Consider the following 19750-nt stretch of genomic DNA (forward strand, 5'->3'; position numbering starts at 1 on the left):
CGAGAGCTTATTCGCTTCTCGGCTTTTTTGCTGTGACACAGACGGCAAGGGTAGGTCGAATCTCTTCATACTCAATAGAAAATTCATCAAACCCTGCAAACTGCAAGTCATTTAATATGTTTTCACCCATCTCTTTTGTCCGATTGGCGTCAGCTCCTTTTTCTCTTGGCTGCATCACAATAACGAGTGTCCCGCCTGGTTTTAAGGTGTGATAAAGATTGAGTAAGCCCGTTTTTGGATCATCCCAAATCGTAAAATTGTTAACAGACAGTACTTTGTCATACTGCTCTCCGGGAAGACGTGTTTTCTCGATTTTGCCGACATACAGACGAACCTGTTTTTCTTTTGCCCGTTTGCTGACGCGGGACTGTGCTTGCTCCTGCATGGTGGAAGAAGCATCAAGCCCATCAATGTGAAGGTCTTGATAATGCTTGAGCATATGTTTAATGCTGTAGCCGGGTCCATAGCCAATTTCCAAAATGTTTTCACCATCTGTCAAATCTAAGTGGCGGATGGCCCATTGATTCAATGCTTTATTTTCATTTGCCATAATGAGTCCAGCAATGCTTCCGAGCCAGCCTTTTGGTCTGCTAAAGGTTTTCGAAATAGACAGCATGTGAGAACGCTCCTTTTTGATGATCATGTAACCGATTTTCCCCCTGTTCAAACATGCTGATTTTCAGGAACACATCAGTACAGCTTCATGATGTTTGAGAGAAAAAATGAGGTGGTAATGAAAGGATACATCAACAAATCAAGGAGGAGCTTACACATGGATTTACGTGATTATTTAACAAATGGCATTCCGCGCCAAACGCAGGATCAGCAGCCAGGCAGTGAAAGAGAAATGAATCCAGCGCCGATCTTTGAGGATGAATCATATCAAGGTTCTGGCAAGCTAAAAGGAAAAGTGGCCCTGATTACAGGTGGAGATAGTGGAATTGGACGGGCAGTATCTGTTGCCTATGCAAAGGAAGGTGCACATGTTGCCATTGTGTATTTAAATGAACATGAGGATGCAGAGGATACGCAAAAACGTGTAGAACAGGAAGGCGTCAAATGCTTAACGATTGCAGGAGATGTCGGTGACGAAGCCTTCTGTGAGAAAGCAGTAGAAAAAACAGTTGAAGCCTTTGGTCAATTAGACATTTTAGTAAATAATGCGGCTGAACAGCATCCGCAAGAACGTATTCAAGATATTTCCAGTGAACAGCTTCACCAAACCTTTAGAACCAACTTCTATTCCTATTTCTATTTTACGAAAAAGGCATTGGATTATTTAAAACCGGGAAGCTCCATTATTAACACAACATCCATTAACCCATATAGAGGTAACCCAGTGCTGATTGATTATACGGCAACAAAAGGAGCCATTAACGGCTTTACGCGTTCTATGGCACAATCGCTTGTGAAAGATGGGATTCGAGTGAACGGTGTAGCGCCAGGTCCAATTTGGACGCCGCTCATTCCATCTACATTTGATGAAGACAGTGTGGAAAGCTTCGGAGCAGAAACTCCGATGGGAAGACCAGGACAGCCTGTTGAGCATGTCGGCTGCTTTGTACTGCTGGCTTCTGACGAATCGTCTTATATGACAGGACAGACACTTCATGTCAATGGCGGTTCCTTTATGAATACATGATCTACCGCGGCACCGCCCAGCTTTGATTGGGCGGTGTTTTTAGTATTTCTTGCGATTTTTCTGCACAGATATGACAGACCATACGATAATGCCTACAACAACTGCCGCAATGACAAGTGAGCTCAAATGAAACATCGTTTCATGATGCATGTTCAATTTCTCCCTTCATTGAACCTGTTTTTTATAGCATCAGCCAGAAGGTCTCTTTTTATGAAAACACATTTCTTTGTTTAATGAATGGACTGTCGTGGAAACCTACGTATATGGATGAAATTTTGAAGGAGTGAAACGATATGTCTCAAGAAGAATTAAAACAAAAGGTATTAAACCTGTTAGATGAACAAATGGTCGGAACACTAGCGACTGTTGAACAGGATAAGCCGCATACCCGCTATATGACTTTTTTCCATGAAGGGCTGACGTTATATACACCCACGAGTAAAGAAACACATAAAGCAGAAGAAATTGAAAAAAACCCGAATGTTCATATTCTTATTGGATATTCAGGCGAAGGATTCGGTGATACGTATGCAGAGATTGCAGGCACCGCAGCATTAACCGACGATCCGGAACTGATTGACCGTCTTTGGTCTGATGAGATGGAGAAATGGTTTAAAGGAAAAGATGACCCAAATCTAGTGATCCTGAAGATTGACCCAGCCTCCATTCGTTATATGAATGAAGGAAGCCGTACACCAGCAGAATTATCACTTTAACACTTGCGCAAGCAGGGGGAATGTGTTATAGTTTGATATTAAGTGTTGAAATAAGCAAATAAATAAAGAAAGTAAACTTTCTTTTTTCTATGACATAATGAGAAGCAATAGAGCTTCTACTTGATAAGAACGAGACGCTGTCAAAGCGAACAAACTTATTCTTTTCCTTCTGCCACCGCCCCCCTATAAGAGCGGAAGAATGGAAAAAAGACGTTTTGATTTACAATTCACACTGGCACGGCTTCGGAGCCGTAAGGACGAATGAGAGGTAGGGCTTTCGTTGTCTTGTTATCCAGAACTTCCATGGCGTTTACTTTCAAACGTAGGTTCACTCGGAACACATATGACACACTGATATGATCGAATCTTAATTCATACACTCCGTAACGGAGATTAAACATTGATTATTTATTTGCATGAAAAGAGTAAGGAACAGGCTGCCATCTATTTGGCAGCCTTTTTCATTGGGTCAAACAATAGGAAACAGAAACCAATAAGCCCAAGAAAAGGGAAGATGAAGATACAAACCAATCGCATAGCGTCCGCCCCAAAAGGGTTTGACACTAACAGCAGACCGATAAATGCACAAATAATCAGAGTGAATAAAGCGAGCTTCATGATCATTTACTTTGTCCTTTTTTCTGATACCGCCAAATCCGCTCAATAAAAAAGAACATGACCGCAAACAAAATAGAAAACATGAACATATCCAGCAGTGTCACGCCTCTATTTGGATGCACAAGACCAAACCAAATGAATTGAAGAACAAAAGAGATCGCAAAATATAGAATCAATTTTTTCATCATTTTCCTCTTCTCACTTATTTTTTTGCCTCTTAAGCCACATCAGCCAAATGATGAAGGAACCAATCACACATGAGAGCAATGTGACAGGCGGCAAGGTGTGCCAGCTAGTCAGCCCCTTTACAAAACAAATATAAAAAAAGAAAATAGAAATGGACACGAGTACCCATTGCTTGAACCAGCGAGGGACACGCAGCCAAGCCGCTAGAATGATAGATGATAGCTTATCCAATGAGATAACTCCTTTTTTGAATCTGATTGGATTTTATCGTAAACAACAAAGTTTGTAAAATATGGATTTCAGAGGCTTTGATGGTATTCTTCTCGCATGAAACATTTTCGCTGTACTGACGTATAAGTTTAAGGAACCTCATGAAAGGAAGCGATCAAGTGAAAAGAATACCAATCATCTTCCTCAGATATATTGTCTTCTTTATTCCAGCCATCATTCTCAGTGTCTTGGTGTGGAATCATTACCAAGATGATTTGTCAGATGGGAAAGTAACAGAGTATGACGTCAAAGGAATGTTTACATTTGATGAAGGAAAACGAGTGGTGAGTGCTGTATCAAAAGACCAGCAGCTCCATTTTGCAATGTATGATCCTCAATCAGGAAAAAGAATTAGTGAATGGACCACAGAAAGTGATACGTTTCATGAAATGCTGCCATCCATTCAAGGAAACAATCTCTTACTTGCTTTAAAAAATAAAGAGGGGCAGCTTTTGATCGAGAAACTAACGCCTAGCGGAGAAAGGAAAGAGCTCGTTCAAAATAACCTGCAGATTCCCTCATTTCTAAAAACGAATACATACCAGTGGAATGGACGGCTCGTATTTACAGGAGAAATGGATGGTGCCGCTGCAGTCATCGGTGAGCTGAAGGATGGTCAGTTTCATGTGCACAATCTGAACGATCTAAAGCTGCCAGCAAGACCCGTTTCTATCGATGTCGTCATGAATTCCTTTAGAGGGCAGACGCCAATTCCTATGTTTGAATTGGCTTTGAAAAATGACCAGAAGGCGTATGTCAGCGGAATCTCAAACGAGAAGCAACAGCTTGGGGTTTATGTCTCCAAAAACGTTGAACCGTTCAGTCTCATTGAAGATAAAGTGGAGCAGCAGCTGGAGAAAACAATCGGGACATCACAAAACTTTGCAGTCGCTGTCGAATCTAACTATCCAAAAAGGGCAAGGAAAGTGAATGCAGAGGGAAGGCTTGGGGAAGTCATTCCAACACCAAAGCCGATTTATCAAACCTTTATTTACCAGCTTAATGAAGAAGAAGTTTTTCTTGCAGGCTCTACAGCAAAGGACGAAGCAAAAGGCAAACTGACAGGTTATATTTATAACCATCGCACGAATAAGGCGACGTCTGCCAGCAAGCTTTTGCAGTCGTTTTCATATGAATCTTTACAAAGAGAAGGGCTCTCTTTCAATAAAAATGTGAAGAGCGACTGGCTCTATTATTCATTTGACAATCAATTAACGGGTGCATTTGAGACGAAAAGCAAAGAACTAAAGGAATTTCCTTTGCAAAAGGTCATCTCAATTGAAAACGCCAGTCCGGCCCACCAAACGTCTGTTAATACCTTTACGCAATATGTTATGAAGGGCGGACCGCTCATTCTTAACTGGGCGATATGGATCTTGATCCCGCTATTATTATTTGTGCTAGCGATCTTCCTGCCGCCGATTTTGAGACTGGTGAGGAGAAACAAGATAAAGGACAGTGTCACATTAGAAGCCAATATTGTGTCTGTTAAAGAAACGGGCACCTACATTAACGAACAGCCAGTTGTCAGCATGCGGCTTCAATTTGAATATGAAGGGCAGCGCATAGAAAAGACGGTTAAAACGGTTGTATCCTACACCCAGATACCACAGCCGGGACAGCGTATTGTCATTCACTATGATCCAAAGAAGAAAAAAGCGATGCTCTTAAAAGAGGGTGACTTCTCGCAGCCAAGCGAGCCAAAGTTTATCAAAGGCGCTGTTTTAAGAAACATAGAATCATATGGAACTGTAGGACGAGGCACCGTCTTATCACTCACATTTGAATTAGATCAGAAAACGTATATCATTCCGATGATTCAAGCCGCCGGTTTTGAATTTAGAACAGGAGAAAAAGCCGATCTTGTCGATATCAACGGCCAGCTCAAAATGGCAGCCTATGGCCATGAAGTGCGGAATCGATCGGGGAAAGATGTGACGTTAACAGGAACGATTCAGCGTGTGAGGCAATATCCAGTGGCCATCCATGAACAAAAGCCTATTCAGCTTGATGTGTCGGTTTCAAACGGCGATGAGTCCATCACAAAAACGGTCAGCCAATTCATCCCTGATCATATGCAGGTCACAGCCGGCACTCAAATCACGATCCAGACTAAAAAAGAAGAGCTGGATAGAGAAATGGGTCTCATGCAAGAGAAACAAGGTAGTGCAAAAGTGACCAATGTTGAATTTGCTGGCGTCATCGGCAATCTGCCGTTAGCAATCATTCAGGTTGAGAGAAATGGCATGATGTATGAAGTGAAACAGCCAATCGATCCAATCACTAGCGTCTTGCCTGGTGATGAATTATGGGTGGCGTATCACGACATGACGCGTCAAGCAGCCATTGTGAAATATGCATCAATATAAAAAAGCGTTCCCCAGCGTGGAAAAAAGGGCTAAAACGAATGTCGTTTTAGCCCTTTTTGATTAAGCTTTTGTATCATATTGGCGGAGCACCTTATCGTAGGCGAAGTTACCGAAAGGAATGAAAGCCGCAAAAAAACCGGCGATGGACCATTTCAAATGCCAGCGAACTTTAAAAGTCACATATGCCAAAACGAGCATATAGATGACAAACAATGCGCCATGAAGAGAGCCTACAATAGTGACTGCCATCGGAATATCCGCAAAATATTTTAGAGGCATGGCAATTAAAAGAAGGGTTAAAAGAGACATACCCTCAATAAAACCCGCCTGTCGAAGACGGCTAATACTTGTATGCATATACAAATCCTCCTGTATAAAAGCTAGTTTCTCATCTTCTAATATAAACGAAAGATCGTCTGGACATGCTAAAATCTACGAAAAATTCAAAATATGTTCATGGAATGCTTAAAAAATGGGAAAAGCCCTTTATTCTTTGTTTGTTTTAGAGAGTACTTGCTTTAAGTGCATAACATCATGTAATAAGTGCTCTGTCATTGCTTGAACCGCTTCTATGGAGCGGCGCTCTTTTATTTCAGAATAGATGGCTGTATGCTCTCTTTGAATGGTTTCAGCACGAGTCCCGCCGCTAAAATGGAAGATGCGGCAATAGTGAATGAGTGCATTCACGTGATTCAATTGTTTGGATAAGCGGTCATTGTGACTCGCCAACATGATTTTTTGGTGAAAGGCTTCATGTAACTGGACGATCTCTTTAGATGGCAGCTGCTGCTTGATCGCTTCGTCCGCCTGCGTGAGAACCTGCTCAATTTCATCCATTTCTCTTTGCGAGGCTTCCTTACAGGCAAGTTCAACAGCAAGTGTTTCTAAGGCCGCCCGAATTTGATAAAGCTCCTCAACATCTTTTTCTGTTAACGTATAGACGGAATAGCCTGAGCGATGATCCGCGATTAAAAGCTCGTCTTTTTCTAACAGCCTCATCGCCTCTCTTACCGGTGATCGGCTTACACCAAATTGCTTGGCAAGCTGCGTTTCATTGATGCGCTCTCCTGGCTGAAACTGGCCATCAAATATCATTTGCTTCAGCTGTTCATAAAATTGCATGTGATACGGTGCTGGTCTTTCCATCTCGAATGAATTCATCCCATCATTCCCTCTTTTATTCATCATCTTTTGTCTCATGTTATCCAAGTTTTTCCCTCTAGGCAAGCCTGCATCGAAAAGTCAATATCGTACAATCCAAGAGAAAAAGGGTGTGCTACACTAATGATCAGTTCAGTGAAAAGAGGGATCGACATGAACACACAAGAGGAACGAACTGTACATTTTGATCAAGACTTGCAAATAGAGGCGTATCGCTTTCATGGCATCATGCAAAAGTTCCCGAATCATTTTCATACATATTATGTGATTGGATTTATTGAAGACGGTCAAAGACGTTTGATCTGCCAAAATCAAGAATACATCATTAAAAAGGGTGATATCCTTCTTTTCAATCCGTATGATAATCACGCATGTGAACAAATTGATCATAGGACACTCGATTATCGCTGCTTAAATATTGAAGCTGAAGTGCTGGAAAAAATCTTTCAGCACAAGCCGCATTTTAAAGCCCCTGTGTTTTCAAAAAGTGAACGAACAAAGCCGCTATATGATCTACATCAAATGATCACAGAAGAAGCGCCTGCTTTGAATAAACAGGAAACCTTCTATTTCTTTATGAAACAATTGATTGAAGCCTATGCTGATACATCAGAGGAAAAAGCATCACCCGCACGTGCCAACGAACAAAAAGTCCAAGACGTACAGCAATATATCGAAACACACCTCACGGAAAATATCTCGTTAGATGACTTAGGTGAGCTTGTGTCCATGAACAAATATTCATTGCTGCGTGCTTTTACAAAGTTCAGAGGGATTACACCGTACCGTTATTTACAGACAGTCAGAGTGAACTATGCGAAGGAACTTCTCGCCCAAGGAGTGAAGCCTGTAGATGCGGCTGCTGCCGCTGGATTTTCTGATCAAAGTCATTTCAGTCATTTCTTTTCAGAATTTATTGGGCTCACGCCAGGGCAGTATCAGCAAATTTTTGTAAAGCAGGTAACAGCTGATGAAAAATAAACAGCTGCTTGGTCATTTAGCGGCCATGTTCACCATTTTTTTATGGGGATCCACCTTTATCTCTACCAAAATATTATTAACGGCTTTTTCTCCAACAGAGATTTTATTTTTCCGTTTTTTTATAGGGTACTTGGCTCTGGTGATCATCTATCCAGTCACCATGAAGGTGCGAAATAAAAAGCATGAAGGGATGTTTGCGCTGGCAGGTTTATGCGGTGTGGTCTTATATTACTTTTTAGAAAATGTCGCACTTACTTATACGTTCGCTTCGAATGCAGGTGTTATCAGCTCCGTTGTCCCATTCTTCTCTTTTTTATTGGCTTATTTTTTATTAAAAGATGAGCCGCTGCACAGCCGATTTTTCATAGGCTTTTTCATCGCAATGACGGGAATCGTGCTGATCAGCATGAATGGAATGACCACGTTTCAATTGAATCCACTCGGTGATGCGTTAGCTTTAACGGCTACCATCGTCTGGTCATTCTATTCCATTTTATCGAAGATGATCAACCAATATGGCTACCATATCATTCAGGTAACAAGGCGTGTCTTCTTTTACGGACTGCTATGGATGATTCCACTGATCTGGCATTTTAAAATTCGTTTAGACTGGGAACGGTTGACGAATCCATCGTTTGCCTTCCACTTACTGTTTTTAGGCCTTTTCGCATCTGCGATTTGTTTTCTGACATGGAGCTTTTCTGTGAAAACGCTCGGTGTGGTGAAATCGAGTGTGTATATTTATGGAGTGCCCATTATTACGATGGTCATTTCAATGATCGTTCTTCACGAGAGATTGACCTTCATGTCGGCGCTTGGAACGGTACTGACCTTAGGAGGTTTGCTGCTTTCAGATAAAAAAAGTGCGGGAAGAAAGAAACAGAAGCCCGGTGTGCTGATGCAGGATAAAAAGGCGCTTTGATCAAAAAAGCGTCTTTTGTCCATTGTAAGAACAGACACTCTCTAGTAAACTCGAATTAAATGGTCGACGGTCGACCGATGATGAAGGGGGAAAAATCAATGAAGCATGTTTCAATTGCAGCAATACCAGGAGACGGGGTTGGAAAGGAAGTTGTGCCTGAAGCCATCCGAGTTTTGAAAGCGATATCAGATGTGCATGGCGGTCTGTCTTTCACCTTTCAGGATTTTCCGTGGAGCTGTGAATATTATTTAGAGCATGGCGAAATGATGCCAAAGGATGGATTGGAACAACTGAAAGCCTTTGACAGCATTTTCTTAGGGGCAGTCGGAGATGCCAATTTAGTGCCGGATCATGTATCGCTTTGGGGATTGCTGATTAAAATTAGACGTGAATTTGAGCAGGTGATTAACGTTAGACCTGCAAAACAGCTGAGCGGTATTCGCTCTCCGCTTGCTCAGCCAAAGGATTTCGATCTTCTTGTTGTAAGAGAAAACGGTGAAGGCGAATATAGTGAAATTGGAGGCCGCATCTATCAAGGGGAAGATCAGCTTGCCATTCAAAATGCTGTTTTCTCCAGAAAAGGGACAGAGAGAGCCATGCGCTTTGCTTTTCAATTAGCAGAAAAAAGACGAAAGCATGTGACAAGTGCAACCAAATCGAATGGAATCGTTCATACAATGCCATTTTGGGATGAAGTGTTTCAAGACGTAGCAAAGGATTATCCAGAGGTGACAGCAGACTCGCAGCACATTGATGCGCTCTCAGCCTTCTTTGTGACAAGACCAGAGAAATTCGATGTGATTGTTGCCAGCAATTTATTTGGCGATATTTTAACTGATCTTGGGGCTGCGATTATGGGTAGTATTGGCGTGGCGCCTGCCGCCAACATCAATGTAAATGGCAAATATCCATCCATGTTTGAGCCTGTACACGGATCAGCCCCAGATATTGCAGGGAAAGGAATTGCCAACCCAATCGGTCAAATTTGGACCGCTAAACTCATGCTTGATCATTTCGGAGAGGAAGAACTAGGTACACACCTGCTCGAAATCATCGAGTCAGTCACAGCAGACGGCTTTTTAACGGCAGACATCGGCGGGGCTTATCAAACACAAGAAATCACAAACGAAATTATCACGCGTTTGAAGAAATAATCCGTCATTAGAACCGCATCTCCACGTCTGCTATAATAAAAGGATGGATAGAAGAAAGAGATGTGAAATCTAGTGTCAAAAACAGTTGTATTAGCAGAGAAACCTTCAGTAGGACGTGACTTAGCGCGTGTACTGAAGTGTCATAAAAAAGGAAATGGTTTTTTAGAAGGAGATCAATACATTGTCACGTGGGCCCTTGGCCATTTAGTCACACTGGCTGATCCAGAAGGCTACGGAAAAGAATTTCAATCCTGGCGTTTAGAGGATTTGCCGATCATTCCAGAGCCGCTCAAGCTTGTCGTCATGAAAAAGACAGGAAAACAATTCCAAGCAGTAAAAGCACAGCTTGCAAGAAAAGATGTAAAAGACATTGTCATCGCAACAGATGCTGGACGTGAAGGGGAGCTTGTCGCAAGATGGATTCTTGAAAAAGCGCATGTGAAAAAGCCGCTAAAACGACTATGGATCTCATCTGTTACGGACAAAGCCATTCAAGAAGGCTTCAAACGACTAAAAGACGGCAGAGAATATGATAATCTGTACCGCTCAGCGGTTGCACGTGCTGAGGCAGACTGGATTGTAGGGATCAACGCAACAAGAGCGCTGACGACCAAGTTCAATGCGCAGCTTTCCTGCGGACGGGTACAAACACCAACGATAGCCATGATCGCCAAACGAGAAGAAGACATTCAGCAATTCCAGCCGAAGCCGTTTTATGGAATGACTGCACAAGTAGATGGACTTACCTTAACGTGGCAGGATGCCAAAACAAAGCAAAACCGCACATTCCAAGAGAATGTCATAAAAGAGCGCTTGGCAGGCTGCAAAGGAAAACCAGCAGTGATCGATGCATTGAAAAAAACAGCGAAAAAAGCTTTTGCTCCAGGGCTGTACGACCTCACTGAATTGCAGCGTGATGCGCATAAACGCTACGGCTTCTCAGCAAAAGAAACATTATCTACGCTTCAACGGTTGTATGAGCAGCATAAGCTTGTAACATATCCGCGTACAGATTCACGATTTATTTCAGCGGATATCGTTCCTACATTAAAAGATCGATTAAAAGGAATGAATGTCAGACCGTACGCTCAGCATGTGAACCGCATTTTACAATCAGGTGTGAAAGCACACAAAGGCTTTGTCAACGATGCAAAAGTGTCAGATCACCATGCGATTATTCCAACCGAGGAAGAGCTGTATCCTGGTGCATTAAGTGATAAAGAGCGTAAATTATATGATCTGATTGCCAAACGATTCCTTGCTGTACTCATGAATCCTTTTGAATATGAGGAAACAACGGTGATCGCCAAAATAGGCAGTGAAACATTCACAGCAAAAGGAAAAACTGTGCAATCAGCCGGCTGGAAAGCTGTGTACGATGATTCCTATGAAGACGAGGAATCAGCCGAAGCAGATCAGCATCTGCCGGTACTTTCCGAAGGGCAATCACTTGAAGTACGCCAGCTGAAAGAAACAAAAGGAGAAACGAAACCTCCTGCTCGTTTTAATGAAGCAACCCTGCTATCTGCTATGGAGAACCCAGCGGCATTTATGCAGAATCAGGAAAAGGATTTAGTGAAAACCCTTGGTGAAACAGGCGGACTAGGGACAGTGGCCACAAGAGCCGATATCATTGAAAAACTGTTTAACAGTTTCTTAATCGAGAAAAAGGGCAAAGACATTTTCATCACATCGAAAGGGAAGCAGCTGCTCTCCTTAGTGCCTGAAGACTTAAAATCTCCTGCGTTAACAGCGGAATGGGAACAAAAGCTTTCTAAAATCGCAAAAGGACAGCTGAAGGCTTCTCAATTCATGAGTGAAATGAAGTCCTATGCAAAACAAGCCGTATCTGAAATCAAACAAACGAACCAAACCTTTAAGCATGACAATGTCACTGGCACCCATTGTCCGGACTGCGGAAAACTGATGCTGAAAGTGAACGGAAAACATGGCACAATGCTCGTGTGCCAAGACCGAGAATGCGGCCACCGTAAAAATGTGGCGAAGAAAACAAACGCACGCTGCCCGAACTGTCATAAAAAGCTCGAGCTGCGCGGAGAAGGCGATGGCAAAATCTTTGCTTGTGTGTGCGGCCATAGAGAAAAACTGTCTGTTTTCGAAAAACGCAAATCACAATCCAATCAAAAGAAAGCCAGTAAGCACGATGTGTCTAAATATATGAAGAAACAAAAGAAAGTGGAAGAACCAATCAATAACGCACTGGCTGAGCAATTAAAGAAATTAAAATTAGATCAATAGTATTATAAAAACCCATGCGGAAACGCATGGGTTTTCCAATGTAATCAAGCATATCGACATATTGTTTTTCTGAAAATGGGAATATCTATGCGAAAAGACTCGTAATTTGGTATAAAATATTTATTTAAATTTAAACAGAAACAATCTATAATAAATCGTTGGAATGCTAAGAGAACGGGAGTTGAAAGGGGACACGAATGGATACACCCATACATCGCATAGGTATTGTTTTACTCATTGTCATTCTACTAGGTGGATGTACCTGGAAGCAGCAGACGGAATCAGCTTATCCAGTATCACCACAGCCAGTATTGCCGGGAGAATATTTTATTACTCATCACCTCATGACAGATCAAGGCTTGATCCGCACTTCATTTGCAGAGCAGCACATCTACTTATCCGAATCGCTGGGGCTTTGGATGGATTATCTTGTTCGAAAAAAAGACCAAAATTCGTTTGACCAACAATTGGGTGTCCTGCAAGATGAATTTTTACTAGACCATCATCTTCTCAGCTGGCAAATCGAATCTGATCAAAAAAGTAAAGCCAATGCCTTGGTTGATGATTTACGGGTAGTGGCGGCACTTCAAAAGGCAGATCGTTTATGGAAGAATGCAGCATATCAAACAACAGCAAAAGAAATCGCACAAGCGTTAAAAGACAAAAATATGTATAGAGGCATCTTGTCCGATTATTATGATGCATCAACAAATCGAACTTCACACACAATCACACTCTCATATTTAGACCCAAAAGCAATCAAAGAATTGGAATCCCTCAAAATATTCACGAAACAAATGACGAGTAACCAATTGGCCATTCTAAAACAAGCACCGAGAAAAAAAGGATTCTTTCCTAAATCCTATGACATAAAGAAAAAAGCCTATTCATTTGATCGAGAAATCAATATGATTGATCAACTCTATACGGCTCTACATGCCGATCGTGCAAAGGTGAATACGTCCGCGATCATGAAATGGCTTAAAACGACTTTTACAAAAGAAGGAAAATTGTACGGTAGATATAAACTGAGCACATTGCAGCCAGCAGTGACGTATGAATCGCCTTCTGTATATGCGCTGGTCATCTTGTATGCTCTTAAACGAAACGAACCGGAATTCGCAAAAGAGGTGTATGACCGCATGAAAGAATTACAAATTCAAGATCCTCTCAAGGATTATTATGGAGGGTACATGAACGAAAAAGACACACACTCATTTGACAATTTATTGCCTCTCATTGCAGAAAGGGAGCTTTTTAATGAATCGGTTATTCAGTAATACGTATCGTTTATATTATTCTCTGCTCCTCACGTTTGCAGGTCTTATTTTGTTTATGGGCTACCTTGGCGTACATGATGCAGAGAGCTTTTTGATGATCACACTGACTTTTGTCGTGTTAGGATGCGGGATTTTATTTGGCATCTTACCAGCATTAATTTTTACTTTGCTGATGTTGTTCTTTATAGGAAGTGCTATGTTCTTTACAGAGCTTGGCCACACAACCCCCTTCTTTACCAATCAAACATTGCAAGATGTGGTGATTTGGGGCGCAGCCCTCCTCTTTTTCGCGATTTCAGCAGGAAGCTTGCATGAGCGGATTAAGACGATGCGGCAAACCATTGAACAACAAAAGCAGGCGATGAAACAATTTGTGGCGATTGACTCGACCACTGGATTTGACAATGCAGAACGGATGAGGCTGGAATTGTCTGAGGAAATGAAACGGGCAGAACGCTACAAACAGCCATTCGTTTTTATCCTTCTTCACATTCATTATGCAGCAGAATTCAAATCGTTATATGGAGAAAAAGAAATGCAGCACCTATTTCAGCAATTAAGTAACAAGATTCGCGAAAGTGTCAGAGAAACCGATAAGAAATTTCGATTATCTGAAGAACGAATAGGCCTGCTGCTTACTCACACACCAGAAGAAAATGTCTCTGTCGTCCTTGAGAAGCTAAAGGATAAATTGAAAAAGCATGTGCTGTTAAACGGCCGTGAAGTCACCTTGACATTTCATGTCTGTCATTTAACAAGCAGTTCGGAGTATCGCACGCCAGAACAATTTTTAGAAGAACTAGAAAAAGAGATGATGATGAATGAACTTTAATTCTTTGATGAAATGCTGTTTGATGATTGCTCTCTTTTTGATTCTTTCGTTTCAATACATGGCTTCAGCCGACGCTCTTGCCAAGCCAGATACCCTGATCGTTTATTCAACAGAATCAGGAGAAACGACTCCAGCAGTGCATATGCTGGATCTACTCGCCGGACATTTTTCCAAACAGACGACGATTGTATCTGATGAACATTTGGCTGAAAAGAAGATCAGCGAATTTCAGCAAGTCATCTATCTAGGGGAAATAAAGAGAACCTTACCAAAACAGACCATTCGTGTAATGAACGAAGCACAGAAGATCATAGCCATTGGATACAATGCGGAACAGCTGCGCCCATTTTCCGCGCTTACTTTTCACAAACAAGATCACACGAGTCAAATCAAATATACAGATGATAAAGCATACCGTCAGCTAGAGAAAAGGATCAGTGCGTTAACGGTTCAAGGGGCAGACTTGCAAAGGGAATTTCTTTTGAAAAAACATAAAGCTGATCTTCCATTTGTGATTCAAACAAAGGAAGGTGCCGCCTATATTGGAATCCTAAATGTCGTGCAGCACAGCGAGCTTCTTGCAGAAGTGCTAGAAAAACGCCTTCCTTCTTCTAATCAGCTGACCACAAAATACTTAAGGCTTGGGAACATCAGTCCTGTCACTGACGAAAAGAAGCTGCTTGAGCTTGGACAATACGTATCCACTCAGCATATTCCGTTTCTAATAGCGGTAACCCCTGTTTGGGTGGATCGAACAACAGGCGATGAAGTGACACTGAGTGACCGCCCGAAGCTTGTAAAAGTGTTAAAACAATTGCAAAGCGATGGAGCCAGCATCATTCTCCATGGATTTAGCCGTACGTATCGCACGGAGGATTCTGGTCAGGACTTTGAGTTCTGGGATGCAAAGAATGATCAGTCCATTACGTCAAATGACCCTAAAAAAGCTGAGAAGAAGCAACGTGAAAGCCATTTTTCGAATGAAAAAGACTTCCATACTTATACGAGATCGAATCAGCAGCAAGAAACCATCTATACAGAAGAAAAACTGACAAAAGGCATTGAGTTTCTTGCGCAGCAAGGTCTCTATCCACTGGCATTCGAGGTGCCGCATGATGCCATATCTCAACAAGGCTACGAAGTGATATCAAGGCATGTGTCCAGTCTGTTTGGACAGGTACAGCTGTCGGATCATACTTGGAAAACAGCCGGTGCTCCGCCGCTCGTGACGAAACCCGACATGCTTCATGGCATGACTTTATATCCTCAGCAATCAGTAGAGCCAGCGTCTGACGAAGAAGGTTCAAATATTTTAACAGAACAAAAGATTCAATCCATCCAGCATCTTCAATCAGCCGCAATCGGGCTGTCCTATGATGTGGAATCCGGAATAGCTGGATTGCAGAATCTGATGACGCAGATGGATGCAATTCCTTCTAGTGAATGGCTGGATTTAAAGAAAACAAAACAGACAGTCCAAACACCACATGTACAGATCAAAACATCAGGGGATGGACATATTCATGTAGAACAATCCAATAGAGCGGAAACCACAACAGTTAAACGAAGCGGCATGGAAAATATGCTGCGAATTCTCACCGTCGTGGTGATGCTGTTTATTGCGGCATTTGCTTTTTACACATTGTATTTAAGACTGACAATGAAAAAACGTATTTTTAAGGAGAGAAAATTAGGTGGCTGATGTCTTATTTTATCTTTCATTAATACTGATTTGGATCATGCTCCTATACCACATGTTTCTCATGCAGGGCGGCTTTCAGCACTACCTGACCTACGAAAAAGTGCTGCCTGAATGGACGAAACAAGGGAAAGAACTGCCGACCGTCAGCATTCTGATTCCTGCTCATAATGAAGAAGTTGTCATTCGGCAAACGCTAAAAGCAATGGTCCAGCTATCCTATCCTAAACATCTCCTTGAAATCATTGTGATTAATGACAATTCCTCCGATGGCACAGGGGACATCGTGCAGTCATTCAGTGAGCAATATGATCATGTCCATATGATTGAAACGAAACCGCCATTTGCAGGAAAGGGAAAATCAACTGCACTGAATGAAGGCTTAAAGGCTTCAACAGGAGAAGTCATCTGCGTATACGATGCAGATAACATGCCTGAACAAAAGGCCGTCTATCATTTGGTTCTTGGTTTATTGAATGACCCAAAGGCAGGCGCTGTTGTCGGGAAATTCAGGGTCATCAATGCAGCCAAAAATCTGCTGACCAAATTTATTAATATTGAGACCATCTGCTTTCAATGGATGGCGCAAGGCGGAAGATGGAAGTGGTTTGGCATTGCGACAATACCGGGCACCAACTTCGCCATCCGCCGGCACATTTTAGAAGAGCTTGGCGGCTGGGATGTTCATGCGTTGGCTGAAGACACCGAATTAACGATCCGTGTCTATAACCTTGGCTATGTCATTCGATTTTTCCCAGCTGCGATTACATGGGAACAAGAGCCTGAGACATGGAAGGTCTGGTGGCGGCAAAGAACGCGCTGGGCTCGAGGCAATCAATATGTTGTCCTCAAATTTTTGAAACAGTTTATGAAGCTGAAACGAAAACGAATGATTTTTGATTTGTTTTATTTCTTCTTTACGTATTTCTTATTTTTCTTCGGTGTCCTGCTCTCAAATGGCATCTTTATCGTGAACCTATTTGTTGACCTTCACTTATCTGTAGGGGCTGTTGCGCTGATCCTGTGGGGATTGGCCTTCTTCCTCTTTCTAACAGAAGTGATGATTACACTAAGTATTGAGAAAACAGAGCTCACCAAACAAAATATGCTCATTGTGGCGCTCATGTACTTCACTTATTCTCAAGTATGGATTGCGCTAGTCGTGTACTCCTTATGTGTAGAGGCAAAGAGCCGTTTATTCAAACAAGAAGTGAAATGGTACAAAACTGAGCGTTACGATCAACAACAAAAGAAAAGCGGGTGACAAATTGAAATCGGTAAAATGGATGATTTTTATATTGATGATATCCCTTGCCATTCAGCCTTTTTTCATGGCGGGTCAAGCAATGGCGCAATCAAATCGAGTACAAGTGAAAGATGACTGGATTCGCTCATCTAAAGGAAGTCAAACGGAAACGCAAGCATTATCAGAAGATGTAGTAACCTTGTATGGACAAGAAGACCGCACTGAATTTTCCTATCAAATAGAGAGAGGAAAAGTTGAGTCTAGCACCCTTACATTAAATATAGAGGCTTCACCATTACTTATTTCGCCATCTTCGTTCACAGTCATGATTGATGGAGAGATTGAAAAGACCATTCCCGTATCAGGGAAAAATCAAAAGAAATCAATTCAAATCAAATTGAACAAAGCGCAATTGAAAAAAGGTTCTCATCAAATTCAGCTCACATTTTATGGCGTGTTAAAAGAAGGTGTGTGTATCAACCAAGAGACACCTGCCAATTGGCTGAAAGTATATCCTGAAAGTGAGCTGGATTTCAAAGGAACTCAAACGAAAGACGTGACGTTAGACAGCTTCCCTTCATTTTTCATTCAAACAGGTGATCAGAAAGAACAAACAGATATTGTGATTCCAAATTCACCGGAAGCAGCTGAATTAGAAGCGGCTATGAAAGTATACCGGACGTTGAAAAACAAAGACCGCCAAGCAGACCTCAAACTCGTCCAAGAAAAGGACCTCAAACAAATCGCTCATCCAACCATTGCTGTGGGAGCAAAAGGAAACTGGGATGGACGAGTGAAATCGATCGAGCAAGCTGCAAAGATGAAAACAGCAAGCGATCAGCTCACGTTAGCGGTGAGAACCTTGACAGGAAAGAAAAAAGAACAGCCCATTTTATTTGTCACTGCTAAGCAGCCAAAAACAATTGCTGAAAAAATCAATGTCCTGACTCAACCAGAACTGACAGGTCAGCTCACTGGGACAGATTTACTCCTTCAAAAGGTTACTGTTAAAACATCAAAACCATCTCATCAAATTCGTTTAAAAGATTTTGGTGGTGATGATGTCACGGTTGGAACCAAAAAGACGGCATCTGATCATTACTATTATCCAAAGGCATTGATCGCTCATCAAAAATCAGGAGCTAAACTAAATCTATCATTTAAAAAATCTGATACAGCGAACAAAGCGGAACGCTTAACAGTCATGATCAATAACGAACCGCACGACGTACCGTTAACAAAACTAGGAAACAAAGATGAGAATGGATTCTATCATGTGTCAATTCCAGTAGATTCACAAGTACTCCAAAAGAACGAATATATTGATTTGCAATTTGTTACTACAGGCTTTAAAAACATGGAAGCCTGCAGACATACGGATGAAGAAGGCTGGATTTACATTGATAAGAACAGCTCTCTTCAAATACCAGAAGGTACGACTAGTGATACACCGGATTTAGCCGCATGGCCGCTTCCTTTCACCTCAAAAACGCAGCAAGGAAAAACATTGATCATCATGCCAGATCAAATCAAGCAAGAAACGATCAATCAAATGGCGATGCTGACAGAATCATTTAGTCAGCCGGAAGCTGCCCAATATCATTTGATCAAAGCTTCAAATGTGACAAATGATCAATTGAAAGATCACTCTCTCATTTTCATCGGGGGCATTCAAACGTTCTCTTTTTTAAAAGAAAAGGCAGACGATCTCATCGTTCCAGTGAAAAAGGATCAGTATGATGTATCCTCCTTTGGCATGATCAATGAAACGACTGCTCGTATTGTATGGACGCAGCCATCTGTATGGAATAAAGAACAGACAATGACCGTCTTTTCCGGAATGAATGCAGCTGACGCTGATCTTTCACATGAAGTGATTCATTTCCTGCAAACAAATACGGAAACGGCAACAGTTGCAATCGAGAGCAAAAACAAAGACATGTTCTCTAATCATCAAACGGTCAGCAGCACAACAAATGATCTCCCAAAAGATGAAAAGCAAGGCATCAATGATTCTTGGATTTACTTTGCATGTATCGCTGCACTGATTATTTTTGTGGTCGTGATGATTATTTATTTCGTGCGAAAAAACCGCAAAAAGACTGATTGATTAAACGATCAAAAGACCTTGAAAAAATGTCTTTACTTTGGTGTTAAACGGGAGTATGATCTCTTTTATAAAAGACCAATCGCTGAATCATTTCGATGAGCGGGGGAACCATTGGTGGTGCAGGACACCACGTGGGGTGAATCCTTTTTAGGTAGGGCAAAGTCTCATGCGCCCGAATCCGTCAGCTAACCTCGTAAGCGTTAAAGAGAGCAAAGACCAACCTGTGATCTAAACAATAGACGCAGGGGCATTCTATTGCCTCTGTGTCTTTTTGGCGATCCATCTTTTGTAACTTAAATCGTTTG

The 19750-nt window shown here is 41.9% G+C and carries 17 protein-coding genes and 1 riboswitch; of the genes, 12 read left to right on the plus strand and 5 right to left on the minus strand.

Annotated features, from left to right (window positions below):
* Positions 1 to 7: 7 nt before the first annotated feature.
* Positions 8 to 643, minus strand: a complete 636-nt coding sequence (locus NSQ25_RS02295; protein WP_280806509.1) for a class I SAM-dependent methyltransferase — start codon at positions 641 to 643, stop codon at positions 8 to 10.
* 129 nt (positions 644 to 772) lie between these two features.
* On the opposite strand from NSQ25_RS02295, the gene NSQ25_RS02300 reads away from it, so the two are divergent.
* Together NSQ25_RS02300 and NSQ25_RS02305 are read left to right on the plus strand one after the other, a co-directional pair.
* Positions 773 to 1642, plus strand: a complete 870-nt coding sequence (locus NSQ25_RS02300; protein ID WP_034283829.1) for an SDR family oxidoreductase — start codon at positions 773 to 775, stop codon at positions 1640 to 1642.
* 293 nt (positions 1643 to 1935) lie between these two features.
* Positions 1936 to 2358, plus strand: a complete 423-nt coding sequence (locus NSQ25_RS02305; protein WP_326136039.1) for a pyridoxamine 5'-phosphate oxidase family protein — start codon at positions 1936 to 1938, stop codon at positions 2356 to 2358.
* Positions 2359 to 2978: 620 nt separating this feature from the next.
* Here the strand turns inward: NSQ25_RS02305 and NSQ25_RS02310 are convergent.
* Complete coding sequence (locus tag NSQ25_RS02310) at positions 2979 to 3161, minus strand: hypothetical protein (protein ID WP_046313932.1); 183 nt, start codon at positions 3159 to 3161, stop codon at positions 2979 to 2981.
* A gap of 13 nt (positions 3162 to 3174) precedes the next feature.
* On the minus strand, positions 3175 to 3393 hold the full coding sequence (locus NSQ25_RS02315) for a hypothetical protein (protein WP_326136038.1): 219 nt from the start codon (positions 3391 to 3393) through the stop codon (positions 3175 to 3177).
* Positions 3394 to 3551: 158 nt separating this feature from the next.
* Between NSQ25_RS02315 and NSQ25_RS02320 the strand changes: the two genes are divergently transcribed.
* Positions 3552 to 5801 (plus strand): hypothetical protein, encoded by a 2250-nt coding sequence (locus tag NSQ25_RS02320; protein ID WP_326136037.1) that lies wholly within the window; start codon positions 3552 to 3554, stop codon positions 5799 to 5801.
* Between the two features lie 60 nt (positions 5802 to 5861).
* On the opposite strand, the gene NSQ25_RS02325 is transcribed toward NSQ25_RS02320, so the two are convergent.
* On the minus strand, positions 5862 to 6158 hold the full coding sequence (locus tag NSQ25_RS02325) for a DUF3817 domain-containing protein (protein ID WP_034664017.1): 297 nt from the start codon (positions 6156 to 6158) through the stop codon (positions 5862 to 5864).
* A gap of 129 nt (positions 6159 to 6287) precedes the next feature.
* Entirely contained in the window at positions 6288 to 6962 is a 675-nt protein-coding gene (locus tag NSQ25_RS02330) for a GntR family transcriptional regulator (protein WP_065215296.1), read from the minus strand.
* A 153-nt stretch (positions 6963 to 7115) separates the two neighbouring features.
* Between NSQ25_RS02330 and NSQ25_RS02335 the strand changes: the two genes are divergently transcribed.
* The 9 genes from NSQ25_RS02335 (at position 7116) to NSQ25_RS02375 (ending at position 19445) form a co-directional block, all read left to right on the plus strand.
* Positions 7116 to 7943 carry an AraC family transcriptional regulator gene (locus NSQ25_RS02335; protein ID WP_326136036.1) on the plus strand — a complete coding sequence of 276 codons (828 nt, stop codon included), beginning with the start codon at positions 7116 to 7118 and terminating at the stop codon, positions 7941 to 7943.
* A complete protein-coding gene (locus NSQ25_RS02340; RefSeq protein WP_326136035.1) occupies positions 7933 to 8865 on the plus strand; it encodes a DMT family transporter in 933 nt (310 codons plus the stop codon). Before NSQ25_RS02335 ends, NSQ25_RS02340 begins: the two co-directional genes overlap by 11 nt.
* Positions 8866 to 8963: 98 nt before the next feature.
* A complete protein-coding gene (locus NSQ25_RS02345; RefSeq protein ID WP_024427347.1) occupies positions 8964 to 10019 on the plus strand; it encodes a tartrate dehydrogenase in 1056 nt (351 codons plus the stop codon).
* Between the two features lie 72 nt (positions 10020 to 10091).
* Positions 10092 to 12278: a DNA topoisomerase III gene (locus NSQ25_RS02350; protein WP_251232504.1), complete on the plus strand. Its 2187-nt coding sequence runs from the start codon at positions 10092 to 10094 to the stop codon at positions 12276 to 12278.
* Between the two features lie 197 nt (positions 12279 to 12475).
* Complete coding sequence (locus NSQ25_RS02355) at positions 12476 to 13558, plus strand: glycosyl hydrolase family 8 (protein WP_034283849.1); 1083 nt, start codon at positions 12476 to 12478, stop codon at positions 13556 to 13558.
* Positions 13539 to 14390 carry a diguanylate cyclase gene (locus NSQ25_RS02360; RefSeq protein ID WP_041116730.1) on the plus strand — a complete coding sequence of 284 codons (852 nt, stop codon included), beginning with the start codon at positions 13539 to 13541 and terminating at the stop codon, positions 14388 to 14390. The genes NSQ25_RS02355 and NSQ25_RS02360 overlap by 20 nt, the downstream gene beginning before the upstream one ends.
* On the plus strand, positions 14380 to 16092 hold the full coding sequence (locus tag NSQ25_RS02365; protein ID WP_326136034.1) for a DUF2334 domain-containing protein: 1713 nt from the start codon (positions 14380 to 14382) through the stop codon (positions 16090 to 16092). The genes NSQ25_RS02360 and NSQ25_RS02365 overlap by 11 nt, the downstream gene beginning before the upstream one ends.
* A complete protein-coding gene (locus NSQ25_RS02370) occupies positions 16085 to 17353 on the plus strand; it encodes a glycosyltransferase (protein WP_070326707.1) in 1269 nt (422 codons plus the stop codon). The genes NSQ25_RS02365 and NSQ25_RS02370 overlap by 8 nt, the downstream gene beginning before the upstream one ends.
* 4 nt (positions 17354 to 17357) lie before the next feature.
* Positions 17358 to 19445, plus strand: coding sequence for a cellulose biosynthesis cyclic di-GMP-binding regulatory protein BcsB (locus NSQ25_RS02375; RefSeq protein WP_144496828.1), 2088 nt, complete (start codon positions 17358 to 17360; stop codon positions 19443 to 19445).
* A gap of 70 nt (positions 19446 to 19515) precedes the next feature.
* Positions 19516 to 19660: riboswitch (cyclic di-AMP (ydaO/yuaA leader) on the plus strand.
* The last annotated feature ends 90 nt before the right edge of the window (positions 19661 to 19750 follow it).

The sequence above is a fragment of the Bacillus sp. FSL R5-0512 genome (assembly GCF_038593295.1).
GTDB lineage: Bacteria > Bacillota > Bacilli > Bacillales > Bacillaceae > Bacillus > Bacillus safensis.

Coding starts and splice junctions, on each gene's coding strand:
- NSQ25_RS02295 (WP_280806509.1), bottom strand. CDS start 643: ATGATCATCAAAAAGGAGCGTTCTCACATGCTGTCTATTTCGAAAACC.
- NSQ25_RS02300 (WP_034283829.1), top strand. CDS start 773: ATGGATTTACGTGATTATTTAACAAATGGCATTCCGCGCCAAACGCAG.
- NSQ25_RS02305 (WP_326136039.1), top strand. CDS start 1,936: ATGTCTCAAGAAGAATTAAAACAAAAGGTATTAAACCTGTTAGATGAA.
- NSQ25_RS02310 (WP_046313932.1), bottom strand. CDS start 3,161: ATGAAAAAATTGATTCTATATTTTGCGATCTCTTTTGTTCTTCAATTC.
- NSQ25_RS02325 (WP_034664017.1), bottom strand. CDS start 6,158: ATGCATACAAGTATTAGCCGTCTTCGACAGGCGGGTTTTATTGAGGGT.
- NSQ25_RS02330 (WP_065215296.1), bottom strand. CDS start 6,962: ATGAATTCATTCGAGATGGAAAGACCAGCACCGTATCACATGCAATTT.
- NSQ25_RS02335 (WP_326136036.1), top strand. CDS start 7,116: ATGAACACACAAGAGGAACGAACTGTACATTTTGATCAAGACTTGCAA.
- NSQ25_RS02340 (WP_326136035.1), top strand. CDS start 7,933: ATGAAAAATAAACAGCTGCTTGGTCATTTAGCGGCCATGTTCACCATT.
- NSQ25_RS02345 (WP_024427347.1), top strand. CDS start 8,964: ATGAAGCATGTTTCAATTGCAGCAATACCAGGAGACGGGGTTGGAAAG.
- NSQ25_RS02355 (WP_034283849.1), top strand. CDS start 12,476: ATGGATACACCCATACATCGCATAGGTATTGTTTTACTCATTGTCATT.
- NSQ25_RS02360 (WP_041116730.1), top strand. CDS start 13,539: ATGAATCGGTTATTCAGTAATACGTATCGTTTATATTATTCTCTGCTC.
- NSQ25_RS02365 (WP_326136034.1), top strand. CDS start 14,380: ATGAACTTTAATTCTTTGATGAAATGCTGTTTGATGATTGCTCTCTTT.